The 20,527-nt window shown below is 71.5% G+C and carries 15 protein-coding genes; 6 read left to right on the forward strand and 9 right to left on the reverse strand.

Annotation, left to right across the window (positions count from 1 at the left end; all coding sequences use genetic code 11):
- Positions 1 to 4: 4 nt before the first annotated feature.
- From tssB to A4W93_RS12770, 7 genes are all read right to left on the reverse strand, one after another.
- Positions 5 to 526 (reverse strand): type VI secretion system contractile sheath small subunit, encoded by a 522-nt coding sequence (gene tssB, locus A4W93_RS12740; RefSeq protein ID WP_085750960.1) that lies wholly within the window; start codon positions 524 to 526, stop codon positions 5 to 7.
- A 64-nt stretch (positions 527 to 590) separates the two neighbouring features.
- The gene (tssA, locus tag A4W93_RS12745; protein WP_085750961.1) at positions 591 to 1,619 is read right to left on the reverse strand and encodes a type VI secretion system protein TssA; all 1,029 of its coding nucleotides are present in this window, start codon (positions 1,617 to 1,619) and stop codon (positions 591 to 593) included.
- 212 nt (positions 1,620 to 1,831) lie between these two features.
- Positions 1,832 to 5,743, reverse strand: a complete 3,912-nt coding sequence (locus A4W93_RS12750) for a beta strand repeat-containing protein (protein WP_085750962.1) — start codon at positions 5,741 to 5,743, stop codon at positions 1,832 to 1,834.
- Between the two features lie 9 nt (positions 5,744 to 5,752).
- Positions 5,753 to 7,321 (reverse strand): ShlB/FhaC/HecB family hemolysin secretion/activation protein, encoded by a 1,569-nt coding sequence (locus A4W93_RS12755; RefSeq protein ID WP_157782151.1) that lies wholly within the window; start codon positions 7,319 to 7,321, stop codon positions 5,753 to 5,755.
- A gap of 11 nt (positions 7,322 to 7,332) precedes the next feature.
- The gene (locus tag A4W93_RS12760) at positions 7,333 to 9,432 is read right to left on the reverse strand and encodes a CHAT domain-containing protein (protein ID WP_085750964.1); all 2,100 of its coding nucleotides are present in this window, start codon (positions 9,430 to 9,432) and stop codon (positions 7,333 to 7,335) included.
- A 163-nt stretch (positions 9,433 to 9,595) separates the two neighbouring features.
- Entirely contained in the window at positions 9,596 to 11,392 is a 1,797-nt protein-coding gene (locus A4W93_RS12765; protein WP_085750965.1) for an ATP-binding response regulator, read from the reverse strand.
- A 1-nt stretch (position 11,393) separates the two neighbouring features.
- Positions 11,394 to 12,092 carry a response regulator transcription factor gene (locus tag A4W93_RS12770; protein WP_218919196.1) on the reverse strand — a complete coding sequence of 233 codons (699 nt, stop codon included), beginning with the start codon at positions 12,090 to 12,092 and terminating at the stop codon, positions 11,394 to 11,396.
- A gap of 254 nt (positions 12,093 to 12,346) precedes the next feature.
- Between A4W93_RS12770 and A4W93_RS12775 the strand changes: the two genes are divergently transcribed.
- Entirely contained in the window at positions 12,347 to 12,724 is a 378-nt protein-coding gene (locus A4W93_RS12775; RefSeq protein WP_085750966.1) for a hypothetical protein, read from the forward strand.
- A 20-nt stretch (positions 12,725 to 12,744) separates the two neighbouring features.
- On the opposite strand, the gene selD is transcribed toward A4W93_RS12775, so the two are convergent.
- Positions 12,745 to 13,800 (reverse strand): selenide, water dikinase SelD, encoded by a 1,056-nt coding sequence (gene selD, locus A4W93_RS12780; RefSeq protein ID WP_085750967.1) that lies wholly within the window; start codon positions 13,798 to 13,800, stop codon positions 12,745 to 12,747.
- 73 nt (positions 13,801 to 13,873) lie between these two features.
- Here selD and A4W93_RS12785 point away from each other — a divergent pair, with 73 nt between their 5' ends.
- From A4W93_RS12785 to mnmH, 5 genes are read left to right on the forward strand one after another with little or no spacing between them, the layout of a single operon-like run.
- Entirely contained in the window at positions 13,874 to 14,728 is an 855-nt protein-coding gene (locus A4W93_RS12785; RefSeq protein ID WP_085750968.1) for a putative selenate ABC transporter substrate-binding protein, read from the forward strand.
- A gap of 25 nt (positions 14,729 to 14,753) precedes the next feature.
- Complete coding sequence (locus A4W93_RS12790; RefSeq protein ID WP_085754152.1) at positions 14,754 to 15,557, forward strand: phosphonate ABC transporter ATP-binding protein; 804 nt, start codon at positions 14,754 to 14,756, stop codon at positions 15,555 to 15,557.
- Positions 15,554 to 16,372: a PhnE/PtxC family ABC transporter permease gene (locus A4W93_RS12795; protein ID WP_085750969.1), complete on the forward strand. Its 819-nt coding sequence runs from the start codon at positions 15,554 to 15,556 to the stop codon at positions 16,370 to 16,372. Before A4W93_RS12790 ends, A4W93_RS12795 begins: the two co-directional genes overlap by 4 nt.
- Positions 16,369 to 17,157, forward strand: a complete 789-nt coding sequence (gene phnE, locus A4W93_RS12800; RefSeq protein ID WP_099959899.1) for a phosphonate ABC transporter, permease protein PhnE — start codon at positions 16,369 to 16,371, stop codon at positions 17,155 to 17,157. Before A4W93_RS12795 ends, phnE begins: the two co-directional genes overlap by 4 nt.
- A gap of 21 nt (positions 17,158 to 17,178) precedes the next feature.
- Positions 17,179 to 18,225 (forward strand): tRNA 2-selenouridine(34) synthase MnmH, encoded by a 1,047-nt coding sequence (mnmH, locus tag A4W93_RS12805; RefSeq protein ID WP_085750970.1) that lies wholly within the window; start codon positions 17,179 to 17,181, stop codon positions 18,223 to 18,225.
- Between the two features lie 6 nt (positions 18,226 to 18,231).
- On the opposite strand, the gene A4W93_RS12810 is transcribed toward mnmH, so the two are convergent.
- Entirely contained in the window at positions 18,232 to 20,226 is a 1,995-nt protein-coding gene (locus A4W93_RS12810) for a 3'-5' exonuclease (RefSeq protein WP_169726533.1), read from the reverse strand.
- Between the last annotated feature and the right edge of the window lie 301 nt (positions 20,227 to 20,527).

Raw genomic sequence — 20,527 nt, forward strand, 5'->3', positions numbered from 1 at the left:
CGGGTTATTCGGACTTCGCTTCGGCGCCGTCGTCGGTCGCCTTCTTGGCGCTGGCGAGGCTCGACAGCAGGGCCGGGTCGGCGATCACCTTCGCGAGGAGTTCCTCGGCGCCGGTCTTGCCGTCCATGTACGTGATGAGGTTGGACAGCTGCTCGCGGGCGGTGAGCAGCTTGTTCAGCGAGTCGACCTTGCGGGCCACGGCGGCCGGCGAGAAGTCGTCCATGCTGTTGAAGGTGATGTCGACGCTCATGTTGCCTTCACCGGTGAGGGTGTTGGGCACCTGGAAGGCGACGCGCGGCTTCATCGACTTCATGCGGCTGTCGAAGTTGTCGACGTCGAACTCGAGCAGCTTGCGGTCGGCGACCGGGGGCAGCGGCTCGGAGGGCTTGCCGGACAGGTCGGACAGCACGCCCATCACGAATGGGAGCTGGACCTTCTTCTCCGCACCGTAGAGCTCCACGTCGTACTCGATCTGGACACGGGGTGCACGGTTGCGTGCGATGAACTTTTGACTGCTGGTGGCCATGATGGGGCTCCTCTACGCTGGGTTCAGGATGCGGTTGGGGCTGAAACGTCGGTACAACGTCGGGTCACTCGTCGATGCGGCCGGCGAGGTTCTCGATCTGGGCGAAACCATCCGGGGCGATGTCGCGGATGATGTCCATGAAATTCTTGGTCATGAGGCGCTGCGCCCGGCGGATCAGCAGCGGCGCCGGGTTGGTGGGCTCGTTCTTCTCGATCCACTCGCACACGCGGTCGAGGGTCTTGATGACGTCGTCGCGGTTGCGCAGGCTGCCCGGGGTGCCCACGCGGGTGGTGGTGGCGCTGCCGGAGTCGCCGTCGTCGCCCTCGGCGTCGGCCGTGCCTTCGGCCGCACCGCCACCGGACGCGGCGGCCTCGGCTTCCGTGGCGGCGTTGGCCACCCAGCGGGTGAGCAGCTGCAGCGGCTTCAGGTCGGGGCCCTCGCTGCCCACCTTGTCGGTGAGCACCGTGTCGATGCGCTGCAGCTCGGCCTGGGGCTGCTTCAGGCGGGCGAGCAGTTCGCCGTCGTTCGCCTGGCCCTGGGCCAGCCCGTCGAGGATGGCGCCCTGGGACGGCACGGACTCGTCGGAGCGCGGGTCGGCCTTGCCGGCGGCCAGTTCGATCTGGCGCACCGTGAGCGGCGAGCGGCCACCCAGCACCGAGGCGGCGCGGAAGTCGGCGAGGCCGGTGGCGCCGTCGACCAGCGGGGCCAGGGCGTTCAGCCGCATGGTGGGGTCGTTGTTGTCGTCGGCGTCGAGCAGCGGGTAGACGTGGTCCCAGTGCTGCTCGAGCAGGCCGGCGATCAGCGCGAGGGCGTCGTTGTAGCCTGCCACGCCGTGCAGGCGGGCGGCCGAGCGGGCGAGCAGCACGGCGACGCGGAGGTCGCGGGTGCGTTCGGCCAGGCCGCGGGCGCCTTCGAAGACGGCGCGCCAGTCGGCCTCTTCCGCGGCGATGACGGTGTCGCCGAACTGCTGTTCGGGCTTGCCGCGGGACGCCTCTTCCAGGGCCAGGAAGGCCGGGTCGTACTCCAGGTCGGGACCGCAGGGAGCGTCGTCGCCCAGCGGTGCGAGGAGTTCATCGACGGGCAGGAGGCTCATGGGTGGGTGCCGGGCAAGGCGATTTCAGTGGTGTGCGGTACTTTAGGAAGCGGGCTGTCTTCCAACATCAGCCGAAAGTCACTTCGAGGAAACCGGGGGGCCAGAACCCCCCGGTCGCGGGATCGCGGAGCGAAGTAAACGCCGGGCCGCCCCAAGTTTCCTTGCTCCCCTCGGGGGGGCGGGCCGGGCTTTGCGCGGACCTCGGGGCCTCATCAGAACGCGGCGCACTGCCCCCCGCTGGCAACGTCGAGGCACCCCGACAGCTGCGGCTGGTTGCGCACCTTGCCCCACTCGGAGGCGAGCGGGTCGGACCCGCTCTCGCGGGCGACGCTCTCGCTGATGACCGACTGCGCCGTGCAGATGAACGGCGTGGCGAGGTTGCGGCCGTAGACGTCCGACCGGTACTCCGCCAGGAAGGCGGAGCGGATCATCTCCCGGCCGTCCTCCAGGCCGGTCGAGGGCGGGGGCGGCGGGGGCGGGGCACCGGCCGCCAAGGTGAACGTGCCCGGCGTGTAGTTGACGATGTAGCCCGTGGGCGAGGTCAGCGTGCCCTGGGTGATGGCGTAGTCGCCCGCCGGGCTCGCGCTGGTGGCGGTGGTGCCCAGGGCGCCGGCCAGGGCCGTGGCGGCGTCGTCGCCGGCGAGCAGGCCCGAGCTGGTGTACGTGAACGGCGGGAACGCGGCGCCGGACGTGCCCTGGACGTTGTCGGCCACGATGGTGACCGTGGGCCGGTCGGGGAACAGCGCCTGGTTGCCGGTGGCCGGCGGGGTGATGCCCGACAGGGTGCAGGTGGGGTACGTGCACCCGTAGTAGTTCACCCGGGCGCCGTCGACCCAGCTGATGGCCCGGGACCAGATCTGCACCCGGGGCCCGGAGAGGGTGGTCTCGGTGTCGACCGTGACCGAGTCGGGCGAGACCAGGGCGAGCGTGCCCCCGGCACCCGTCATGGTGACGTCGTGCGTGACGTCGACGGTGCTGCTGGAGCGCAGCGTGGCCGACGTGACGGCGGTGCTGGCGTTGGGCTGGCGGGAGGCGAAGGCTCCCGCGTCGAACGTGGGCAGGGCGGTGCCGGTTGCCACGTGGAGCGCCGTGTCGACCAGCAGGTCGACCTGGCCCGGGGCGGCGAGCGACACGGTGCCGCCCACGGTGTTGCCCGGCCCGGCGAGCGCGAAGTTGCCGCCGCCGCCGATCAGCAGCGTGCGGTCCACGGCGATGCCGCCGGCCTGGGTGACGGCCCCGGCGCTCAGCAAGCCGAGGTCGCGCACGTCGATGCCGGTACCGAGGGTGATGCCGGCCGAACCGGCGCCTTCGTTCTGGAGCGTGATGGTCTGGGCGCGTTTGCCCGCCAGCGCGCCATTCTCGACCGTGATGCGGCCGGTGTGCGTGCTGGAACCGATCACGAAGCCGCTGTCGGCGCGGAACGCGGTGCCGAAGTGCAGCGGGTCGATCACGAAGCCCGAGGTCACGTCGCCGCCCGGACCCACGAGGATGCCTTCGGCGGCGGCGTCGGCGATCTGGCCGGTGGCGCTCACCGAGACGGGCCGGAAGTTGACCACCCCGGTGGTGAGCACGTCGGTGGCCGTCGGGTTGGTGTCGAGGCCCAGTGCGAGCGCGAGGCCGTCGGAACTGATGGCGCCGATGCTGACGTTGGCGAGGGTCGGGATGTTCGTGGACGTGCCGTCGCGGATGGTCAGGCCGCCGGCCTCGACGTCGCGGAAGGTGATGCCCGCGCCGGTGGAGTTGGCGGCTTCGCCCGCGATCTGGATGGTGCCGGTGCTGTTGGCCCCCGTGTTGATGCGCAGGCCGCTGTACTGCAGGCCGGTGGCCGCCGGGTAGGTGCCGGCGACGCCGGCATCGTCGCCGCGGCCCGCGAGGGTCACGGAGCCCTGTCCGGACGAGATGCTGACGTTGTCGAGGTCGAGCCCGACGGCCTGCACGCTCAGCCCGTTGGTGCGGGTGGCCACCCCGCGCACGTCGATCGTGCCGGTGGTGGTGCTGAAGAAGCTGTCCTGCACGGAGGTGCCGGCACCCTGGCTGGCCTGGCCGAGGATGGTGATGTCGTTGCCGCTCAGGAACGAGAACGCCGTGATCGAGACCCCGTTCTCGTTCGCGCCGGCCGCGGACCGGCCGCGCACGGTGATGTTGCCGGCGGTGCCGTTGGCCGTGGTGGTGTCGATGGAGGCGCCGCTGAGCAGGACACCGCCCAGCTGGGCGTTGCCGGCCGCGTAGCCGGTGGCGGGGTCGACGCCGCCGCTGATGGTCACGTTGCCGCCGCCGGTGGTGATGCGGCTGCTGTTGATCAGGGCGACGCCGCCGGTGCCGTTGCCGTCCAGGTCGCTGAACAGGTTCACGTTCAGCGGAGCGGTGTCGGTGCCGCTGATCGCGGCGCCGTCCATCGTGATGCTGTCGTGCGCACGGAGCGTGAGCGACGTGGCCGCGCCTGCCGTGGTGCGCGAGATGGTCGTGCCGTTGACGATGGTGATGGTGCCGGCCTGGTTGCCGATGCCCGTGGTGCCGGTGTTGATCTCGACGTTGGTGCCGGCGTTCAGCGCGCTGCTGATGTCGTCCGCGTTGATCTGCGCGTCCGGGGCCGTGGGTGTCCACGTGGGCCCGGAGGAGGTCGGTGCGGTGTTCGAGATGGTGACGTTGAACGGGTCGATCGTCCACGTGCCGGCCGCGCCGCCGGCCGCGCGGGCGCTGGCGTCGATGCGGCCGGCGTAGATGTCGCCCAGGACGCCCAGCCGCGTGGTGATCGCCTGGCCCGAGGTGTCGATCCGCCCGCCGTTGCCGCCCTGCAGTCCGCCGCGTGCGGTGAGCGTGCCGTAGACCTCGGCGACGCCGTAGTCGCTTCGGGCCGCCGGGGCCGTGGCGCCTGGGTTGCGGTAGTTCGCGGCCACGGTGATGCGGCCGCCATTGCCGGAGGCCGTGGCGTCGGCCGACAGGAGGTTGCCCGCACCCACCTGCGCGCCGCGCGTGGTGGCGTCGCCGATCGCGATGACCCCGCCGCCGGCACTGCCGCTGACGTCGATGGTCGCGCCGGTCAGGGTCGGCAGCGCCGTGAGATTGAAGCGTTCCTCCATCGTCAGGAAGCCGCCACGCAGGGTCACCGAGCCGCCGGTCTGGCCCGCACCCGTGCCCATCGCGGCGATGACGCTGCTGTCCGTCAGGTACACGCTGCTGGAGGGGCCGTCACCGGCGTCCACCAGCACCGAGCCGGCCGCACCCGTGGTGGAACCCACGTTGATGACCCCCCCGAGCGTGATGCTGTCGCTGTTGGCCGTCGTCCGCTGGCCCCGGTTGCCGATCACGACCGAACCTCCTTCGGCGGTGATGCGCGAGTCGACATCGGTGCTGACGAAGCTCGCCGACGTCGAGGCCTGGGTGACGACCAGGTCGATGAAGCCGCTGGTGGTGGCGGGCAGGACCACGTTCGCGAGACTGCCGGTGCTCATCGCCACCCGGCCTCGCAGGGCGTCGACCACGCCGTTGTGCGTGACGCGGCTGGTGTCGACGAGCACGACCGAGCCGCCGCCGGCCGGGTCGGCGGTGATGGTGGCGCCGGTCTCCACGGTGATGCCGGCGAGGTTGTTGCCGCCCAGGGGAATGGTCGTGGTGGCGGGGTTGACGAGCAGCTCGTAGTTGTTCGCCGTCATCGACGCGTCGATGTCGAGCGTGCTGGCCACGAGCGAGCCGACATTGATCTGCGCGCCGGCGCCGAAGGTGATGCCGGCCGGATTCACGAGGAAGACGCGGCCGTTCGCGCTCATCGTGCCGTAGATCTGGCTCATCGGGGCGTTCGCACCGACCACGCGGTTGACGAGCACGCTCTGCGCGTTCGGCTGCACGATGTTGACGCGGGCGGCCGAGCCGATGTCGAAGCTCTGCCACTCGATCACGCCGCGGGCCGCGTTCTGGTTGATGTTCATGACCGGCGCCCCGGCGGTGCCGGTGTTCGCGCCGATGGTGGCGTTGCGCGGGGTGAAGGCGCCGTTGACGACGGGCAGGGCGTTGGTGGCGGGCGGGGTCTGGGCCAGGGCGCTGCCGGCGGCCAGCATGGCGGCGAAGGCGACCGGCAGCAGGCGCGTCGCCGGGGCCTTGCGGCGCGGGGAGAGGGTCGGGTTCATGGACGGCTCCTAGAACGAATGCTGGATCTGCACGAGCAGCAGGCTGCGGCCCGTGTCGTCGGTGTCCGACAACACCGGCTCGCTCTTGCCGCGCACCCCGAGGGTGGCCTTCAGCGTGAACAGCTCGGGGTTGGTGTACTGCAGGCCGAGGCCTGTGCCGTGCAGCGTGCGGGTGTTGTCCTCGACGGAGGCGCCCGGCTCCTTGCGGGCGCGGCCGTGGCCGAGGTCGTAGAACAGGAAGGTGCTCCACTGCGGGTTGACCCACCAGCGCACCTCGGTGTTGAGGATCGCCCCCTGGTCCGACGGCGCCTCGGCCGCGGGGTACGAGCGCACGCCGCGCGGGCCGCCGAGGGTCATCTTCTCGGCGTTGTCGAGGTTCTGGCTGGCGGCCTGGCCGGCGAGGCCGAGGTACAGCGAGAAGTTCTGCGTGAGCGACTGCAGTCGCGTGGCCTGGCCCGTGAGCTTCGTGAAACCCCCGAGCGTGGTGGTGTCGATGCTCTCCTGCACGGTGGCGCTGGTGCGCAGCCGGCCGAACATGAGCCCGGCGAAGCCGCCGTTGTAGCCGCCGCCCCAGAGGCCGTCGCGCGATTCGAACGAGACCTGCGCGGTGGCCGCGGTGATGCGCTTGTCGGACGATTCGTCGAAGAACTCGTCGTACAGCTTCTTGTGTTCGGCCGACAGGCGGCCCACGACGTTCAGGTCGCGGCTGCGGATGAAGGGGTACGACAGCGACGCGTCGACCACGTCCGCCGTGCCCAGCGCGCCGTCGAACGAGTCGTTGAGCTCGTAGTTGACGCGGGAGTAGCCCACGCCGGCGCGCCAAGGCGTGGGGCCGATGGGTGCCTCGTAGCCGATGCGGCCCACGAGGTTGCCGCTGCCCTGGGACGCGACGAGCCGCAGGTCGAGGTTGTCGCCGATGCCGAGCGGGTTGTTCCAGCGCGCCAGCGCGCCGATGCGCGCCTTGCCGCTGATGTCGGTGCCGTGGTTGTCGGCGTCGACGCTCGCGTCCCACGACCGGCCCGCTTCGGTCTGCACCGCGACGCTGTACGCGTTCTCGTCGCCGGTGGGGGTCAGCGTGGCCTTGGCCTTCACGCCGGGCCAGTCGTTGAGCGTGTACATCGCGCGGTCGAGCTGGCGCAGGTCGAGTGGCTGGCCGGCGGCGACACCGTTGCGTTCGAGCACCGCGCGCGTGCGGGCGTCGGGGATGGGGGGCTTTTCGGGGTTCTCGACGATCAGCCGGGCGATGCGGGGCTCCGAGATGGCGACGAGCAGCACGCCGCCAGCCAGGTTCTGGCTGGGGAAGGCGACGCCGGCGAGCCCGAGGCCACGGTCCTCGTAGACGCGGCGCACCGCGGCGGCGATGGGACCGAGTTCGGCGGAGGAGATCTCCTTGCCGATGAACGGGGCCACGGCCTGCTGCAGCACGTCGGGCGGCACGGCGGTGGTTTCGGGGAACTGCACGCGGGTGAGGGTGAAGCGCGCCGGGGCGGCAGCCTCTGCGGGCGCCTGCGCGGCGGCGGGGAGGGCGGCGAGCGAGGCGAGCGCTGCGGCCACGCACAGGGCGAGGGGGTGTTTCATGCGGAGGTCCATCAGCGGGCCGCCTGGGCCGGGGTGGCGGCGACGAGCAGGCGCCCGTTGCCGATCACGTTGAACGGAGCCCAGAAGAACGGGTGGGCGAACCGGCGGTTCTTCTGCACCTCGAGCTGGGCCTGCTGCATGCTGCCCATCAGGTCGCGGCCGGCGGCCATGTCCTTGTAGAGGCGGTTCATCAGCACGTCGGTGGACTCGTCGGCCACGGGCCACAGCGACGCGATGATGCTGGTGGCGCCGGCCGACAGGAACGACCGGGTGAAGCCGATGATCTCGTCGCCGCGGGCGACCTTGCCGAGGCCGCTCTCGCACGCCGACAGCGTCACGAGCTGCACGCCCTTCAGGTCGATGTTGTAGATCTCGCGGGCCTCCAGCAGGCCGGGTTCGAGCGGCGACGAGGCGAAGAGGATGCGCGAGAACATCGGGTCGACCTCGTCGACCTCCGCGTGCGCGGCGACGTGCAGCACGGCGGACCGGTTCGCCGTGGAACGGAAGCGCGCCTTCGTGGCCTCCTGCTGCAGGAACACCTGGCTGTTGCCGAAGAGGCGCGACACCTCGACCACCTCGCGTTCGGCGCCGGGCAGCGGCACGTTGCGGTCGGTGGTGGGGTTGCCGAAGCCGAGCAGCGAGGCGTCCGGGGCGTTGCCGCGGCCGAGCAGGCGGGCGCCGACCGCCGACGAGGGCCACACGGCCAGCGCCGAGCGTTCGATCAGGTAGCCCTTGCCGTCGTGCAGTGCCTGGAAGGGCAGGTAGTGCAGCGGGCCGTGCGGCACCACGTAGACCCGCGGCCGCCCGGCGAGGTTCACGTCGCCGGTGAGCATCTTGTAGGTGGCCTGAGCGACGGCGGCGGTGTCGCGGCGGCGCTCGACGATGCTGCGGCGGAAGGCTTCCACCTGCGCGGCCATCGCCGCCTCGCCGGTGGGCAGGATGGAGGCCGACAGGCCCGTCTTCGTGACGACCCACACGATGGTGCGTTCGGGCAGCACGTGGTACTGAAGCACCGCCTCGTCGGCGGCCAGCGCCTTCTGCAGGTCGGGCAGCGAGACGCGCTGGTTCGCGAAACTGTCGGTGGCCCGGTCGCGCACCGCGTCGAGCAGCTGGCGCGAGCGCGAGGCTTCGGACAGTTCCCAGGCGGCCTCGAAGTTGCGCGTCTCGACGCTCAGCGCGAGCGCGGTGTCGAACACGGACTGCACGTTGCCGAACAGGCCCGTCTTGAACTCGTCCGAGATGAACTTGCCGCGCAGCTGGTCGGCCTGGCGCACGGTGTCGAGGTAGGCGGCCAGCGCCGCGGGGCGGTCATTGCGGGCGAGCTCGACGCGGCCGATGCCTTCGGTGGCCCACATGCGGTGGTAGGCGCCGTCCTGGCCTGCGAGGCCGTCCGTGGCCACGGCCTTGAACAGCGCGAGCGCCTCGTCGGGCTTGCCGGCGGCCAGCTGGGCGTTGGCGCGGCTGCGGCGGTAGTACGGGCCGATCTTGTCGGCCTCGCTGCCGGCGAGGCGGTCGAGCTGGGCGAGGGCGTCGAGCGGGCGGCCCGCGCCGGTGCTGGCGTTGGCCAGCGACACGAGCACGAGCGGGCGGTAGCGGGGGCTCGCGAGCGCGAGGGCCTCGTTGTAGGCGGCCACGGCCTCGTCGAACTTGCCGCGGCGCGCGGCCACGTCACCCAGCACCTTGTGGGCCGGGGCATACGACTGCTGCGGGTCATTGACCTTCAGCTTGAGGGTGGCGCGGGCGTAGCGTTCGGCCTCGTCGAGCAGCCCGGCGTAGCTGTAGGCGATGGCGAGGTCGCGCTGGGCGACGGCCTGCAGGTCCTCGTTGGGGCCCACGTTGCCGAGGTGCAGGGCCTTGCTGGCCGCGCGGATGCTCTGGCGGAACTCACCCTGCTCGGCGAGGGCGATGGCCGCGCCGCAGTAGGTGTAGCCGTCGAGCTTGATGACGTCGCGTTCGAGGAGGGCCTTGCCTTCCGCACTGAGGGCGACGAGGGTCTCGGCATCGCGCTGGCGGGCGAGGGCGCTCGCCATCACGGGGCTCACGGGCGCGAGGCCCGGGGCGGTCGCCTGCCCGTGGGCCGGGGGCGAGGCCAGGGCCGCCACCCCGGCCATGCAGGCCGCCCATCGTGCCAGTCTGAATCGAGTTCGCGTCGGTGCCACGGTCCATCCCTTCGGAAAGGCAAAGCAGCGAGCATCCTAGGGGCCCGCGTGAATTGTTCACAAGTGACCAAGGTGAGTGCCCGGTCAGCCGCGGAGTCTCAGGGCGATCCGGTGATCAGGGAATCCCCCGAAGTACGGTGTGCAGGTCACGGGTGCGCACCGGTTTGAACAGCACGCGGTGCCCGCTTTCGTGCGCCCGCTTCACCTGCTCGGGCGAGGTGTCGCCGGTCATCAGCAGGGCGGGCAGCGGGGCGCCGTACGCCTCGCGCACCCGCTCGATCGCGCCGATGCCGTCTTCCTTGTTGGCCAGGCGCAGGTCCGAGATGACGAGGTCGATCACGCCCGCGTGGCGCCTCACCTCGGTGCAGGCCTCCTGGATGTTGCCGGCCGTGAGCACCTGGTAGCCCCAGGTCTGGAGCAACTCGCGCATGCCGGTGCGGATGCTCTCTTCGTCGTCGATCAGCAACACCGTGCGGTCCTCGTCGATGGGGGACGGCACCGTGTCGGCACCCAGCACGACGCTGTCCATCTCCGCCATCTCGGTGGGCTTGAGCAGGATGCGGAACACCGTGCCGTGGCCCGGGCGCGAATGCACCTCGAGGCTGTGGCCCATCAGCAGCACGAGGCGCTTGACGATCGCGAGTCCCATGCCGAGGCCGCGAGAACGGTCGCGGCCGGGGTTCGTGACCTGGTAGAACTCGTCGAACACGCGGGGCAGTTCGTCCTCGGGGATGCCGATGCCGGTGTCCCACACCTCGATGCTGTCCTGGCCACCGCGGCTGCGCACCACCACCACGACACCGCCCTCGCGGGTGTAGCGGATGGCGTTGTGGATCAGGTTGCTCAGCACGCGCTGCAGCAGTTGAGGGTCGCTCGTGACGATCTTGCCGCCCGGCTTGAAGCGCAGCGACAGGCCCAGCTCCTCGGCCTGGCCGCTGCAGTGCATGTGCAGCACGCGGAACAGGTCGCGGATGGGGAACGACTGCAGGTTGGCCTCGATCACGCCGGCGTCGAGCTTGGAGATGTCGAGCATCGCGCTGAACGACTGCTCCAGCGCGTCGATGGCGCGCATCATGTTCTTCACGGTGGGCTGCAGCGCCGTGCCGTTGAGGTGCTTGTCGAGTGCCCCGGCGAAGAGGCCCAGCGCGTGCATGGGCTGGCGCAGGTCGTGGCTGGCCGACGCGAGGAAGCGGCTCTTCTCGCGGTCGGCGCGTTCCACGAGCACCACCTGCTGGCGCAGCGCGCGCACGAGCGCGTCGTTGTCGAGCTTGGTCTGCAGCGCGGTCTTCAGCAGGCGGTGCATCGAGGTGGCGAAGAAGATCGCCATCGATCCGAAGCCGATCACGAGCACCGCGACGCTGACCTGCACCGGACCGCCCCGCTGCAGCATCAGCAGCACGAGCGGCAGCAGCAGCGGCACGACCCACAGGTAGATGGCCGGCTGCACCGCCGACACCACGTGCGCGCCGATGCCGGCCATGCCGAGCAGGGCCAGCACCCACACGGTGACGATGAGCAGGCTGGGCTCGTGCTGCACCACCATCAGCGCGGACATGCCCCAGGCGAGCGACGACAGGAACAGGCTGGTCTGGTACCGGTTGAGCCACGTGGCCGATTCGACGAGCGCGGCGCGCCCGCGGCGGTGGAACGCGCGGGCCACGGCCCACTGCACGGCCTGGGCGCCGTGCACCAGCAGGCCCCACCAGACGGCCTCGGGGCGGCGGGTCAGCAGCCAGTCGCCCACCCACAGCACGGCGGCGAGTGCGAAGGCCACGATCAGCTGCTGGCGCGAACGCATCAGCAGGCGTTCGAGCTGCGTCGAGCGCACGCGGGCGCGGCGCCGGTCGAGGGCGAACTCCAGCCCGCCGTCCGGGTGCGGCAGCGTGGCCGCGGGGGAAAGCCGGAACGTCACGTCAGCGGAACAGGCTGATCAGGTGGGAGCGCGACTTGACGTCGAGCGCCAGCAGGATCGTGGAGACGTAGTTCTTGATGGTGCCCAGGGACAGCCCGGTGGCCGTGCTGATCTCCTGGTTGGAACAGCCCGAGAGCACGAGCTCGAGGATCTCGAGGTGGCGCGGGCCCAGCTCGGCGACCCGGTCGTAGCGCGACGAGTTGGGGAACCGCGGGAACCGTGCGCCGCCCAGTTCGTTCGGCACCGGGCGCCCGAGCAGGCCCAGCACGATGTCGGACATGGCGCGGGCGTCCTGGCCCTTCGTGACGTAGCCCACCGCGCCGAGCGCACGCACGTGGCCGATCACGAACTCGTCCTGCGTGCCGCTGATGACGGCCACCTTCGCGAGCGGGAAGGTCTCGACGAACTGCTTGAGGCCCTGCAGCCCCTTGCTGTCGGGCATGTTGAGGTCGAGCAGCACGAGCGCGATGTCGGGCTCGTTGCGGTAGATGTCGATGGCGTCGCTGAGGTTGCCCGCCTCGAACAGCCGCAGGTTCACGTGCTCGATGGAGCGCAGGCTCGTCACGATGCCCACGCGCAGCAGGGCATGGTCGTCCACCACGAGAACCTTCAGCGGGGCGTCGGCGGCGTCGGTGGACGCCAGGCGGTCGGGCACCGTGTCGTTCGACGTGTCGGTGGCGGCTGGACTGGTTGGACTCATGAAAGGGACTGCGTATCGAACGGGTCGGCCAAACGGCGAACCACCCGGACCGGCGAGGCGGCTCGGGTGGAACGAGGGGACGGGGGACGAACGATTGCGATGGTAAGCGGTGCCGGAGCCCCCGCTCGTCCGTATTGTTGGGGGGTTGACTCCCTAGAACTAGGGGGTTATCCGGGGCGAAGCCATGAAAGGTGTCACACGGCGGAACGGGACGAAGTCACTATCATTCCTTGTCATCGCCTCAACCCCTGCCCATGCCGCGTCCGCCCCGCCCCCGATCCGCCTGGACGCCCCGCCGCCGACGTGGGGCCGCGCTCCAGCTCGTTTTCGGCGGCCTGCTGCTGATGGTGGTGCCGGTCTTCCTGGGCGAATCGGCCGTGGCCCAGGGTTTTCGCACGCTGGCGCCCGTGGCCTGGCTGATGGCCGTGGCGGGGGCGGTGCTGCTGCTCGTGTACCGCGAGCCGCGCAAGAAGCCCGCGCCACCGGCACCTCCCTCGGGCGCCGTGCCGCTGCATCCGGAGCCGGTGCGCCAGGCCGCCGTGGCCCGGCCGCTGGTGCGCCCCGAACTCGATCCGCTGGACTGGGTGGTCGACACCCAGTCGCCGCAGGAGGCGGCGCCGCGCAAGCGGTGAGGGAATGACCCGGGCGCCGTTCAGCGCGCCACGTGCAGGCGGGCCGGGCCCGCGTCCACCCGGCCGATCACCGCGGCGTCGGCGAAACCCTCGCTGCGGAAGACCTCCAGCACCGCATCGACGGCGGCGTCCGAGCAGCTCACCAGCAGGCCGCCGGACGTCTGCGGGTCGGTGACCAGCGGGCGGGCCGTGGCGGGCAGGTCGCCGTGCAGGTCGACCTGGGCGCCGTAGCCGTCCCAGTTGCGGGCCGAGGCGCCCGTCACGAAGCCCTCGGCCACGAGCGTCTCCACGCCGGCCAGCTTCGGCACGCGGTGCCAGTCGATGGCGACCGACACGCCGGCGCCCCGCGCGAGTTCGAGCGCGTGGCCGGCGAGCCCGAAGCCCGTGACGTCGGTCAGCGCGTGCACGCCGTCGAGCGCGGCCAGGCGAATGCCCGGCGTGTTCAGGCGGGTGGTGGTGTCGATCATGCGCGCGTAGCCATCGGCGTCGAGCCGGCCCTTCTTGAGGGCGGCCGACATCACGCCGACACCCAGCCCCTTGCCCAGCACGAGCAGGTCGCCCGGCCGCGCGTCGGCGTTGCGGCGCACGCGGTCGGGGTGCACGAGGCCCATCACGACGAGGCCGTAGATGGGTTCGACCGAGTCGATGGTGTGGCCGCCGGCGATCGGGATGCCGGCGGCGCGGCAGACGGATTGCCCGCCCTCGACGATCCGGCCGATGACGTCGAGCGGCAACTGGTTCACGGGCATCGCGACGAGGGCCAGCGCCATGATCGGGCGGCCGCCCATCGCGTAGACGTCGCTGATGGCGTTGGTGGCGGCGATGCGGCCGAAGTCGAACGGGTCGTCGACGATCGGCATGAAGAAGTCGGTGGTGGCGATCAGCGCCTGCGAGTCGTTCAGGCGGTACACCGCGGCGTCGTCGGCGGTCTCGATGCCCACCATCAGCTCGGGCGGGATCAGCCCGCCGCCGCCGTGGCGCAGGATCTCGGACAGCACCCCGGGCGCGATCTTGCAGCCGCAGCCGCCGCCGTGGGAGAAACTGGTGAGGCGAAGGGGGGAGGTTGTCTCGGTCATGCGGCGATTGTCTCAGCGCGAGGCAAATGCAGGCATCATCCGGGGTTCTCCTCGCGGCTTCCACGTTCCACCCATGACCTCCTCCATCACCCGCGCCCTGGGCGCCACCCTCCTCGCCGTCGCCTCGCTGTCCGCGCACGCCGACGTGCTGCGCGTGTCCGCGATCCCCGACGAGGCGCCCACCGAGCTGCAGCGCAAGTTCAAACCCCTGGGCGACTACCTGAAGAAGGAGACGGGGCTCGACGTGCAGTTCACCCCGGTGACCGACTATGCAGCCGTGGTCGAGGGCCTTGCCACGAAAAAGATCGACCTCGCCTGGCTGGGCGGGTTGACGTTCGTGCAGGCGAAGCTGCGCACGCAGGGCGGCGCGGTGCCCATCGTGCAGCGCGCCGAGGACGCGAGGTTCACGAGCCGCTTCATCGTGCCGGCCGCCAGCACGGCCAAGACCCTCGCCGACTTGAAGGGCAAGACCTTCGCGTTCGGCGCGCCGGCGTCCACGTCGGGCCACCTGATGCCGCGCCACTTCCTGAACCAGGCCGGCGTGGTGCCGGAGCGCGACTTCAAGGCGGTGGCGTACTCGGGCGCGCACGACGCGACCGTGGCCTTCGTGGCCTCGGGCCGGGCCGAGGCCGGCGTGCTGAACGCGTCCGTGATGGACAAGCTCGTCGAGGCGAACAACCCCAATGCGGCGAAGGTGCGGGTGCTGGCCACCACGCCGCCGTACTACGACTACAACTGGACCGTTCGGCCCGAGCTCGACCCGGCCGTGGTGCGCAAGATCACCGACGCCTTCCTGAAGCTCGACCCGGCGAACCCGGCCCACAAGGAGATCATGGACCTGCAGAAGGCCTCGCGGTTCGTGCCCACGTCGGCGGCGAACTACGACGGCATCGAGGCCGTCGCCCGCGATACCGGCCTGATCAAGTGACGGGGCGGGGCAGGGGAGCGTGACGGTGGCCCTTCGTCTGTCGGGGGTCGGGGTGGTGCATCCGGGCGGTCGCCGGGCGCTCGAGGCGGTGGACCTGTCCGTCGCGGACGGTGAACGCATCGCGCTGATCGGCCCGTCGGGGGCGGGCAAGACGACGCTGCTGCGGGTCGCGGGCGCGTCGCTGCGTCCCACGGACGGCCGTGTCGAACTGCTCGGCACCGAACCCTGGGGCCTGGGGGCGGGTGCATTGCGCCGGCTGCGCGCGCGCATCGGTGCCGTGCACCAGGCGCCGCCGCTCCCGCCGCGCCAGCGGGTGGTGACCGCGGTGCTGGCCGGGCGGCTCGGGCAATGGACGGTGGGCAAGGCGCTGTGGTCCCTCGTCCACCCCGCCGACACCGCGGGCGCGCACGACGCGCTCGAGCGGCTGGGGCTCGCGGACCGGCTGTTCGACCGGTGCGACCGCCTCTCCGGCGGGCAGCTCCAGCGTGTCGCGGTGGCGCGGGTGCTGTACCAGCGGCCGGACCTGCTGCTGGCGGACGAACCGGTCTCGTCGCTCGATCCGGCAACGTCGGAGCTGCTGGTGTCGCGGCTGGTCGCGCAGAGCGAGGCCACCGGCGCGGCGCTGGTGGCCTCGCTGCATGCGGTGGACCTCGCCTTGAAGTGGTTCCCGCGGGTGGTGGGCGTGCGCGCCGGCCGCGTGATGTTCGACCTGCCGGCCGGGGACGTGACGCCCGCGCGGCTGCAGGCCCTGTACGAAGGCGAGGCCGCGGCCACGGCGTCCGAGGGCGCGCTGGTGGACGCCGCCGCCGCTCCGGCGATGTGCCGATGACCCGCTGGCCCGATCCGGATGCCCGCCGGCGCGGCACCTTCGTCGTGCTGGCCGTGGTGGTCGCCTGGCCGCTGCTCGTGCTGGCCGAGTTCAAGCCGTGGCAGCTGTTCGATGGCGGCAACCTCGCGGTGATGGGCGGGTTCCTCGCGGGCTTCCTGCCGCCGTCCACCGATCCGGCGTTCCTCGCGCTGCTCGGACGGGCCACGCTCGAGACGCTCGCGATGGCGACGGCGGGCACGGCCCTCGCGTGGGTCATCGCCGTGCCGTTCTCGTTCGTGATGGCGCGGTCGCTGTCGGTGTCCCGCATCGGACCGGCGCGTCGGTCGGTGGTGGGAGCCGCCGTGCGTGGGCTCGCGCGTGGCGTGATGATGGTGCTGCGGGCGATCCCCGAGGTCGTGTGGGCCCTCGTGATCGTGCGGGCGCTGGGCCTCGGGCCCGCGGCCGGGGTGCTCGCGCTCGCGATCACCTATGGCGGCATGCTCGGCAAGGTGTACGCGGAGATCCTGGAGTCGGTGGACGCCCGGCCCGCCCGTGCGCTGCTGGAGGCCGGCGCCTCGCGGCGCATGGCGTTCGCCTACGGGCTGCTGCCGGGCGCGGCGCCGGAGCTGGTGTCGTACACCGTGTACCGCTGGGAGTGCGCGGTGCGGGCCTCGGTGGTGATGGGGTTCGTGGGGGCCGGCGGACTGGGTCAGCTGATGGACCAGTCGATGAAGATGCTCAACGGGGGCGAGGCGAGCATGATCCTCGCCACGTTCCTGCTGCTCGTGCTGCTGGCCGACGCGTTCAGCGCCGGGCTTCGGCGGGTGCTGGCATGAACGGCTTCGCGTCGTCGCGCTGCCGCGGCTGGGCCGCTGCCGGGATGGTGCTCGGCGCCGTCGTCGCGAGTTTCGTGTACCTCGGGCTCGACCTGCGGGGATTGTTCGCCGCCGAGTCGATGCGGTCCATGGGCCGCTTCATCGGGGAGTTCCTGTCCCCGGACCTGTCGGGCCCGTTCGTCGCCACCACGGCACGCGCCGCGCTGCAGACGCTCGCGGTGTCGGCGGTGGGCACGGTGCTCGCCGCGCTGGGCGCGGTCGTGATCGCCTTGCCCGCGGCGGGGCGCTGGGGCGGACCGGCCGCGGTGGCTGCGCGGTTCGTGCTGAACCTGCTGCGCAGCGTGCCCGAGCTGGTGTGGGCCGCGCTGATGGTGCTGGCCGCGGGGCTCGGCCCCTTCGCCGGTGTGCTGGCGCTCGCGCTGCACACCCTGGGGGTGCTCGGCCGGCTCTTCGCCGAAACGCTGCAGAACGCCCCGCGTTCTTCCGAAGCCGCGCTGCGCGGCGCGGGTGCGCCGCGCGTGGCCGCGCTGGCGTACGGCATGCTGCCTCTGGTGGCACCGCAGTGGCTGGCCTACACGCTGTACCGCTGGGAGATGAACATCCGCATGGCCGCGGTGCTCGGGTTCGTCGGCGCGGGCGGGCTCGGGCAGATGCTCTACTTCCACCTCTCGCTCTTCCAGCAGGCGCAGTCGGCCACGGTGCTGATCGCGATGTTCGTGCTGGTGTTCGCCGTCGATGGTGCCAGCGCCCGCCTGCGGCGCGGCCTCGCGCCGGCACATGCCTGACCCTCTCATCCGGACCCTCCCGTGACCGCCAAGACCTACACCGTGGACGACCTCGCCGGCTTCGACGTGATCATCGACGCCCGCTCGCCCGCCGAATACGCCCTGGACCACATCCCGGGGTCGATCAACTGCCCCGTGCTGGACGACGAGGAGCGCCGCATCGTCGGCACCACGTATGTCCAGGTCTCGGCCTTCGAGGCGCGCAAGATCGGCGGCGCCATGGTGGCCCGCAACATCGCCCGCCACCTCGACGAACGCTTCCGCGGCTTCGATGCGAAGTGGCGCCCGCTCGTGTACTGCTGGCGTGGTGGCATGCGCAGCGGCAGCTTCGTGAACGTGCTGCGGCTCGTGGGCTGGGACGCGCAGCAGCTCAAGGGCGGCTACAAGGGCTGGCGCCACCACGTGGTGGACCGCCTGCCGGTGCTGGCCGACGCGCTGCAGTGGCGCGTGCTGTGCGGCCCCACGGGCAGCGCCAAGACGCGCGTGCTGCAGCACCTGGGCCACCTCGGCGAGCAGGTGGTGGACCTGGAAGCGCTCGCCGTGCACCGCGGCTCCGTGCTGGGCGAGGTGCCCGGCCGCCCGCAGCCGTCGCAGAAGGGGTTCGAGACGCAGCTGTTCGACGTGCTCTCGCGGCTGGATCCGTCACGGCCCGTGTGGGTCGAGGCGGAAAGCCGGCGCATCGGGCGCATCACCGTGCCGGAGGCGCTGACGGAGGCGATGTTCCGCAGCCCGCTGGTGGAGATCGTGGCGCCGGTGGCGCCGCGCGTGGACTTCCTGCTGCGCGACTACGCCTGGCTGGTGGAGAGTCCGGAGGCGCTGACGTCGCGGCTGGCCGCGCTGAAGGGACTGGTGGCGAACGCGGAGCTGGCCGAGTGGCAGGCCTGGGCGGCCAGCGGGCAGCTGGTGCCGCTGCTGTCGGCGCTGCTGGCGCGGCACTACGACCCGCTGTATGCGCGGTCGCTCGGACGGTGCTGGCAGCAGCGGGCGAGTGCGCGGCAGGTGCTGGCGGACGATCTGTCGGCGGAAGGCATCGAGCGGTTGGCGGAGCGGGTGGCGCGGCAGGCTTGAAGGCCCTCATGCCGACGGCGCGGCCGCCGTGGTGACCGTGGGCACCTTCCACCCCGCATCGGCGATGAACCGGCTGGGCGCCCGTGCATGGGCGAGCAGGCTCAGCTGGCTGCGGGCGCGGGTGATGGCCACGTAGAACAGGTTGCGTTCCTCGTCGTCCGGCGTGTCACGGTCGGGGAAGGTGTCCTGGCGCAGGAAGGGGATCATCACCTGCTCGTATTCGAGGCCCTTGGCGGCCTCCACCTGGGCCAGCACGAGGCAGTCGGCGGCGCGGCGTTCGCGCTGCTGCCGCTCGAAGGTGTTCAGGCTCTGGAAGAACGCGGCCGCGGACGGATGGCCCTCGGCCGAGCGCTGCAGTCCGGCGAGGTTGGCTTCGATGGCTCGCAGCGGTCCCGCACCCACCAGCACGCGCGACGCGAGTTCGCGCGGCTGCAAGGCCGCGAGCAGCGCGGCCAGCAGGCCGTCGCCCTGGTGGTCGCGGGCCACGGCGACCGCGGCCTCGAGGCGCTGCCGCACCGCCGGCACCGCGTTGCGGAGCACCTGGTTGTCGAAGAACACCGGCAGGATGGTGGGGTCGTCGGTGACGGCGCGCACGGCATGGGCCAGCAGCGCGGCGGGTTCGTCGCGGTCGCTTTCGCGCGTGGTGATGGTGATGTCGCCGAAGAACACGAAAGCCTCGACGATGCGCCGGCGGGTGTCGGGGTCGTCGATGCTGGAGAAGTCGCGCGTGGCCACGGCCAGCAGGCCGCGCACGAGCAGCACCTCGGGGCGCATGAGGTAGCTGTCGAAGCCCGCGGTGACGTAGGGCAGGCCGGCGCGCAGCAGTGCATTCTCGATGGCGACGGACTGGTGCGGATGCCGCAGCAGCACCGCGAACTGCGAGAGTCGGTGCGCCTTCCCGCTGCGCCATGCCTGGGCGGCCGAGACGACGTGGGCCTCGCATTGGCCGGGGCCGTCGTAGGGCGTGACGGTGACACGCGTGTCGCCGTCGGCATGCGAGGCGTAGGGCTTGCCCGCCAGGCGCGAAGCGCCTTGGGCGAGGCGCGAGCCGAAGCGGTACGAGGCCGTGAGCGGGCAGCGGCGTACCTTGCGCCGGCCCTGGTCTTCCAGCGCATCGCCCATGAAGCGCGCGTCGGCGCCGGCCACCTTGTGGATGACCTGGTCGCGGTCGCCCGCGCCGCAGAAGAAGGCCTCGCGGTTGCTGGTGAGGATGCGGTCGAGGATGACGAACATGCTCTGGTTCAGGTCGTGCATCTCGTCGAGCACCAGGGTGCGGATGCCCACGGGCCAGCCGGGCGCGCCGCGTTCGAGGTTGTCGGACCAGATGAGCTGGGCCAGGTCGTACGTGGCGTCGCCGGGGCCGCGGAACAGCGGGTGGTCGACCGAGCCGCGGCGGCGCTGGTTCTCGTAGACGCGGAAGGCCTTGAGCAGCGCGTAGTTGCGGCCCAGGTCGTCGGCGGTGTCCGGGGTGAGCGGGCGTTCCTCGAGGTCGGTGTCGAGCTGCATCGTGCCCTTGAGGTGGTGGGCCTCGCGCAGGAATTCCTCGACCAGGGCATCGCCGGCCGCCGGGAACATCAGGCGGTCGGGGTGGCGTTCGTTGGCGTTGTCCTCCACCAGCTGCAGCGCGGCGAGCACGTGAGGCCGCAGGCCCTGCGGCGTGAGCAGGTGCTCGGGTGTGTCGCCCTCGACACGCCGCAGCACGGCGGAGGCGAACTGCTCGAAGGTGCCGATGCGGAAGCGCCGGGTGGTGTCGTACGGCACGCCCAGCTTCTTCAGCGCGGCCCGCAAGGCGTCGCACGCGGGTTCGGTGTAGGTGAGGGCGATGATCTTCTCGGGCGGGACACCCCATGCGGCGGACTCGGCCATGCGCAGCGCGAGCGTGGTGGTCTTGGCGGCGCCGGCGTTGGCCTCCACCACGATGTACTTGTCGGTGGCGGACTGGATGGCCAGCTGCTCGGGCGTGGGACGCAGGGTGTGGGGGGTGAAGCGGGGGCCGGTCACGGGAGGGTCGTCGAGAAGGGTGAAGCCGGATTGTCGGCTCAGTCCGCGAGGGCCCCCAGCCAAATGGGGGCCGAAACCCCGCCTTTTCGGAGATTCGGGGCGGCCGGTTCGTCCCTACACTGGGAACCTTCAAGGCGACAAACCGGCTGCAACACTGGGCAGATCCTCGGAACCCGTCACCGACGCCGACAACCGTTTCCGCACCGAAGGGCGCGGTTCCCGGACCAGCAAGGGCCACCTCGGTGGCCCTTTGCTATTCCCGGAGCGCAAAGGGTTGCAGCACGGGCGACAGCACGGCCCG

This window comes from Piscinibacter gummiphilus, from assembly GCF_002116905.1.
Classification (GTDB): Bacteria; Pseudomonadota; Gammaproteobacteria; order Burkholderiales; family Burkholderiaceae_C; genus Rhizobacter; species Rhizobacter gummiphilus.

Excerpts from the sequence above, each read along its gene's own strand:
- A4W93_RS12775 (WP_085750966.1), top strand. The coding sequence starts at position 12,347 with ATGCCGCGTCCGCCCCGCCCCCGATCCGCCTGGACGCCCCGCCGCCGA.
- A4W93_RS12785 (WP_085750968.1), top strand. The coding sequence starts at position 13,874 with ATGACCTCCTCCATCACCCGCGCCCTGGGCGCCACCCTCCTCGCCGTC.
- A4W93_RS12760 (WP_085750964.1), bottom strand. The coding sequence starts at position 9,432 with ATGGCCGGGGTGGCGGCCCTGGCCTCGCCCCCGGCCCACGGGCAGGCG.
- A4W93_RS12770 (WP_218919196.1), bottom strand. The coding sequence starts at position 12,092 with ATGAGTCCAACCAGTCCAGCCGCCACCGACACGTCGAACGACACGGTG.
- A4W93_RS12750 (WP_085750962.1), bottom strand. The coding sequence starts at position 5,743 with ATGAACCCGACCCTCTCCCCGCGCCGCAAGGCCCCGGCGACGCGCCTG.
- tssB (WP_085750960.1), bottom strand. The coding sequence starts at position 526 with ATGGCCACCAGCAGTCAAAAGTTCATCGCACGCAACCGTGCACCCCGT.
- selD (WP_085750967.1), bottom strand. The coding sequence starts at position 13,800 with ATGACCGAGACAACCTCCCCCCTTCGCCTCACCAGTTTCTCCCACGGC.
- A4W93_RS12755 (WP_157782151.1), bottom strand. The coding sequence starts at position 7,321 with ATGAAACACCCCCTCGCCCTGTGCGTGGCCGCAGCGCTCGCCTCGCTC.
- A4W93_RS12795 (WP_085750969.1), top strand. The coding sequence starts at position 15,554 with ATGACCCGCTGGCCCGATCCGGATGCCCGCCGGCGCGGCACCTTCGTC.
- tssA (WP_085750961.1), bottom strand. The coding sequence starts at position 1,619 with ATGAGCCTCCTGCCCGTCGATGAACTCCTCGCACCGCTGGGCGACGAC.
- phnE (WP_099959899.1), top strand. The coding sequence starts at position 16,369 with ATGAACGGCTTCGCGTCGTCGCGCTGCCGCGGCTGGGCCGCTGCCGGG.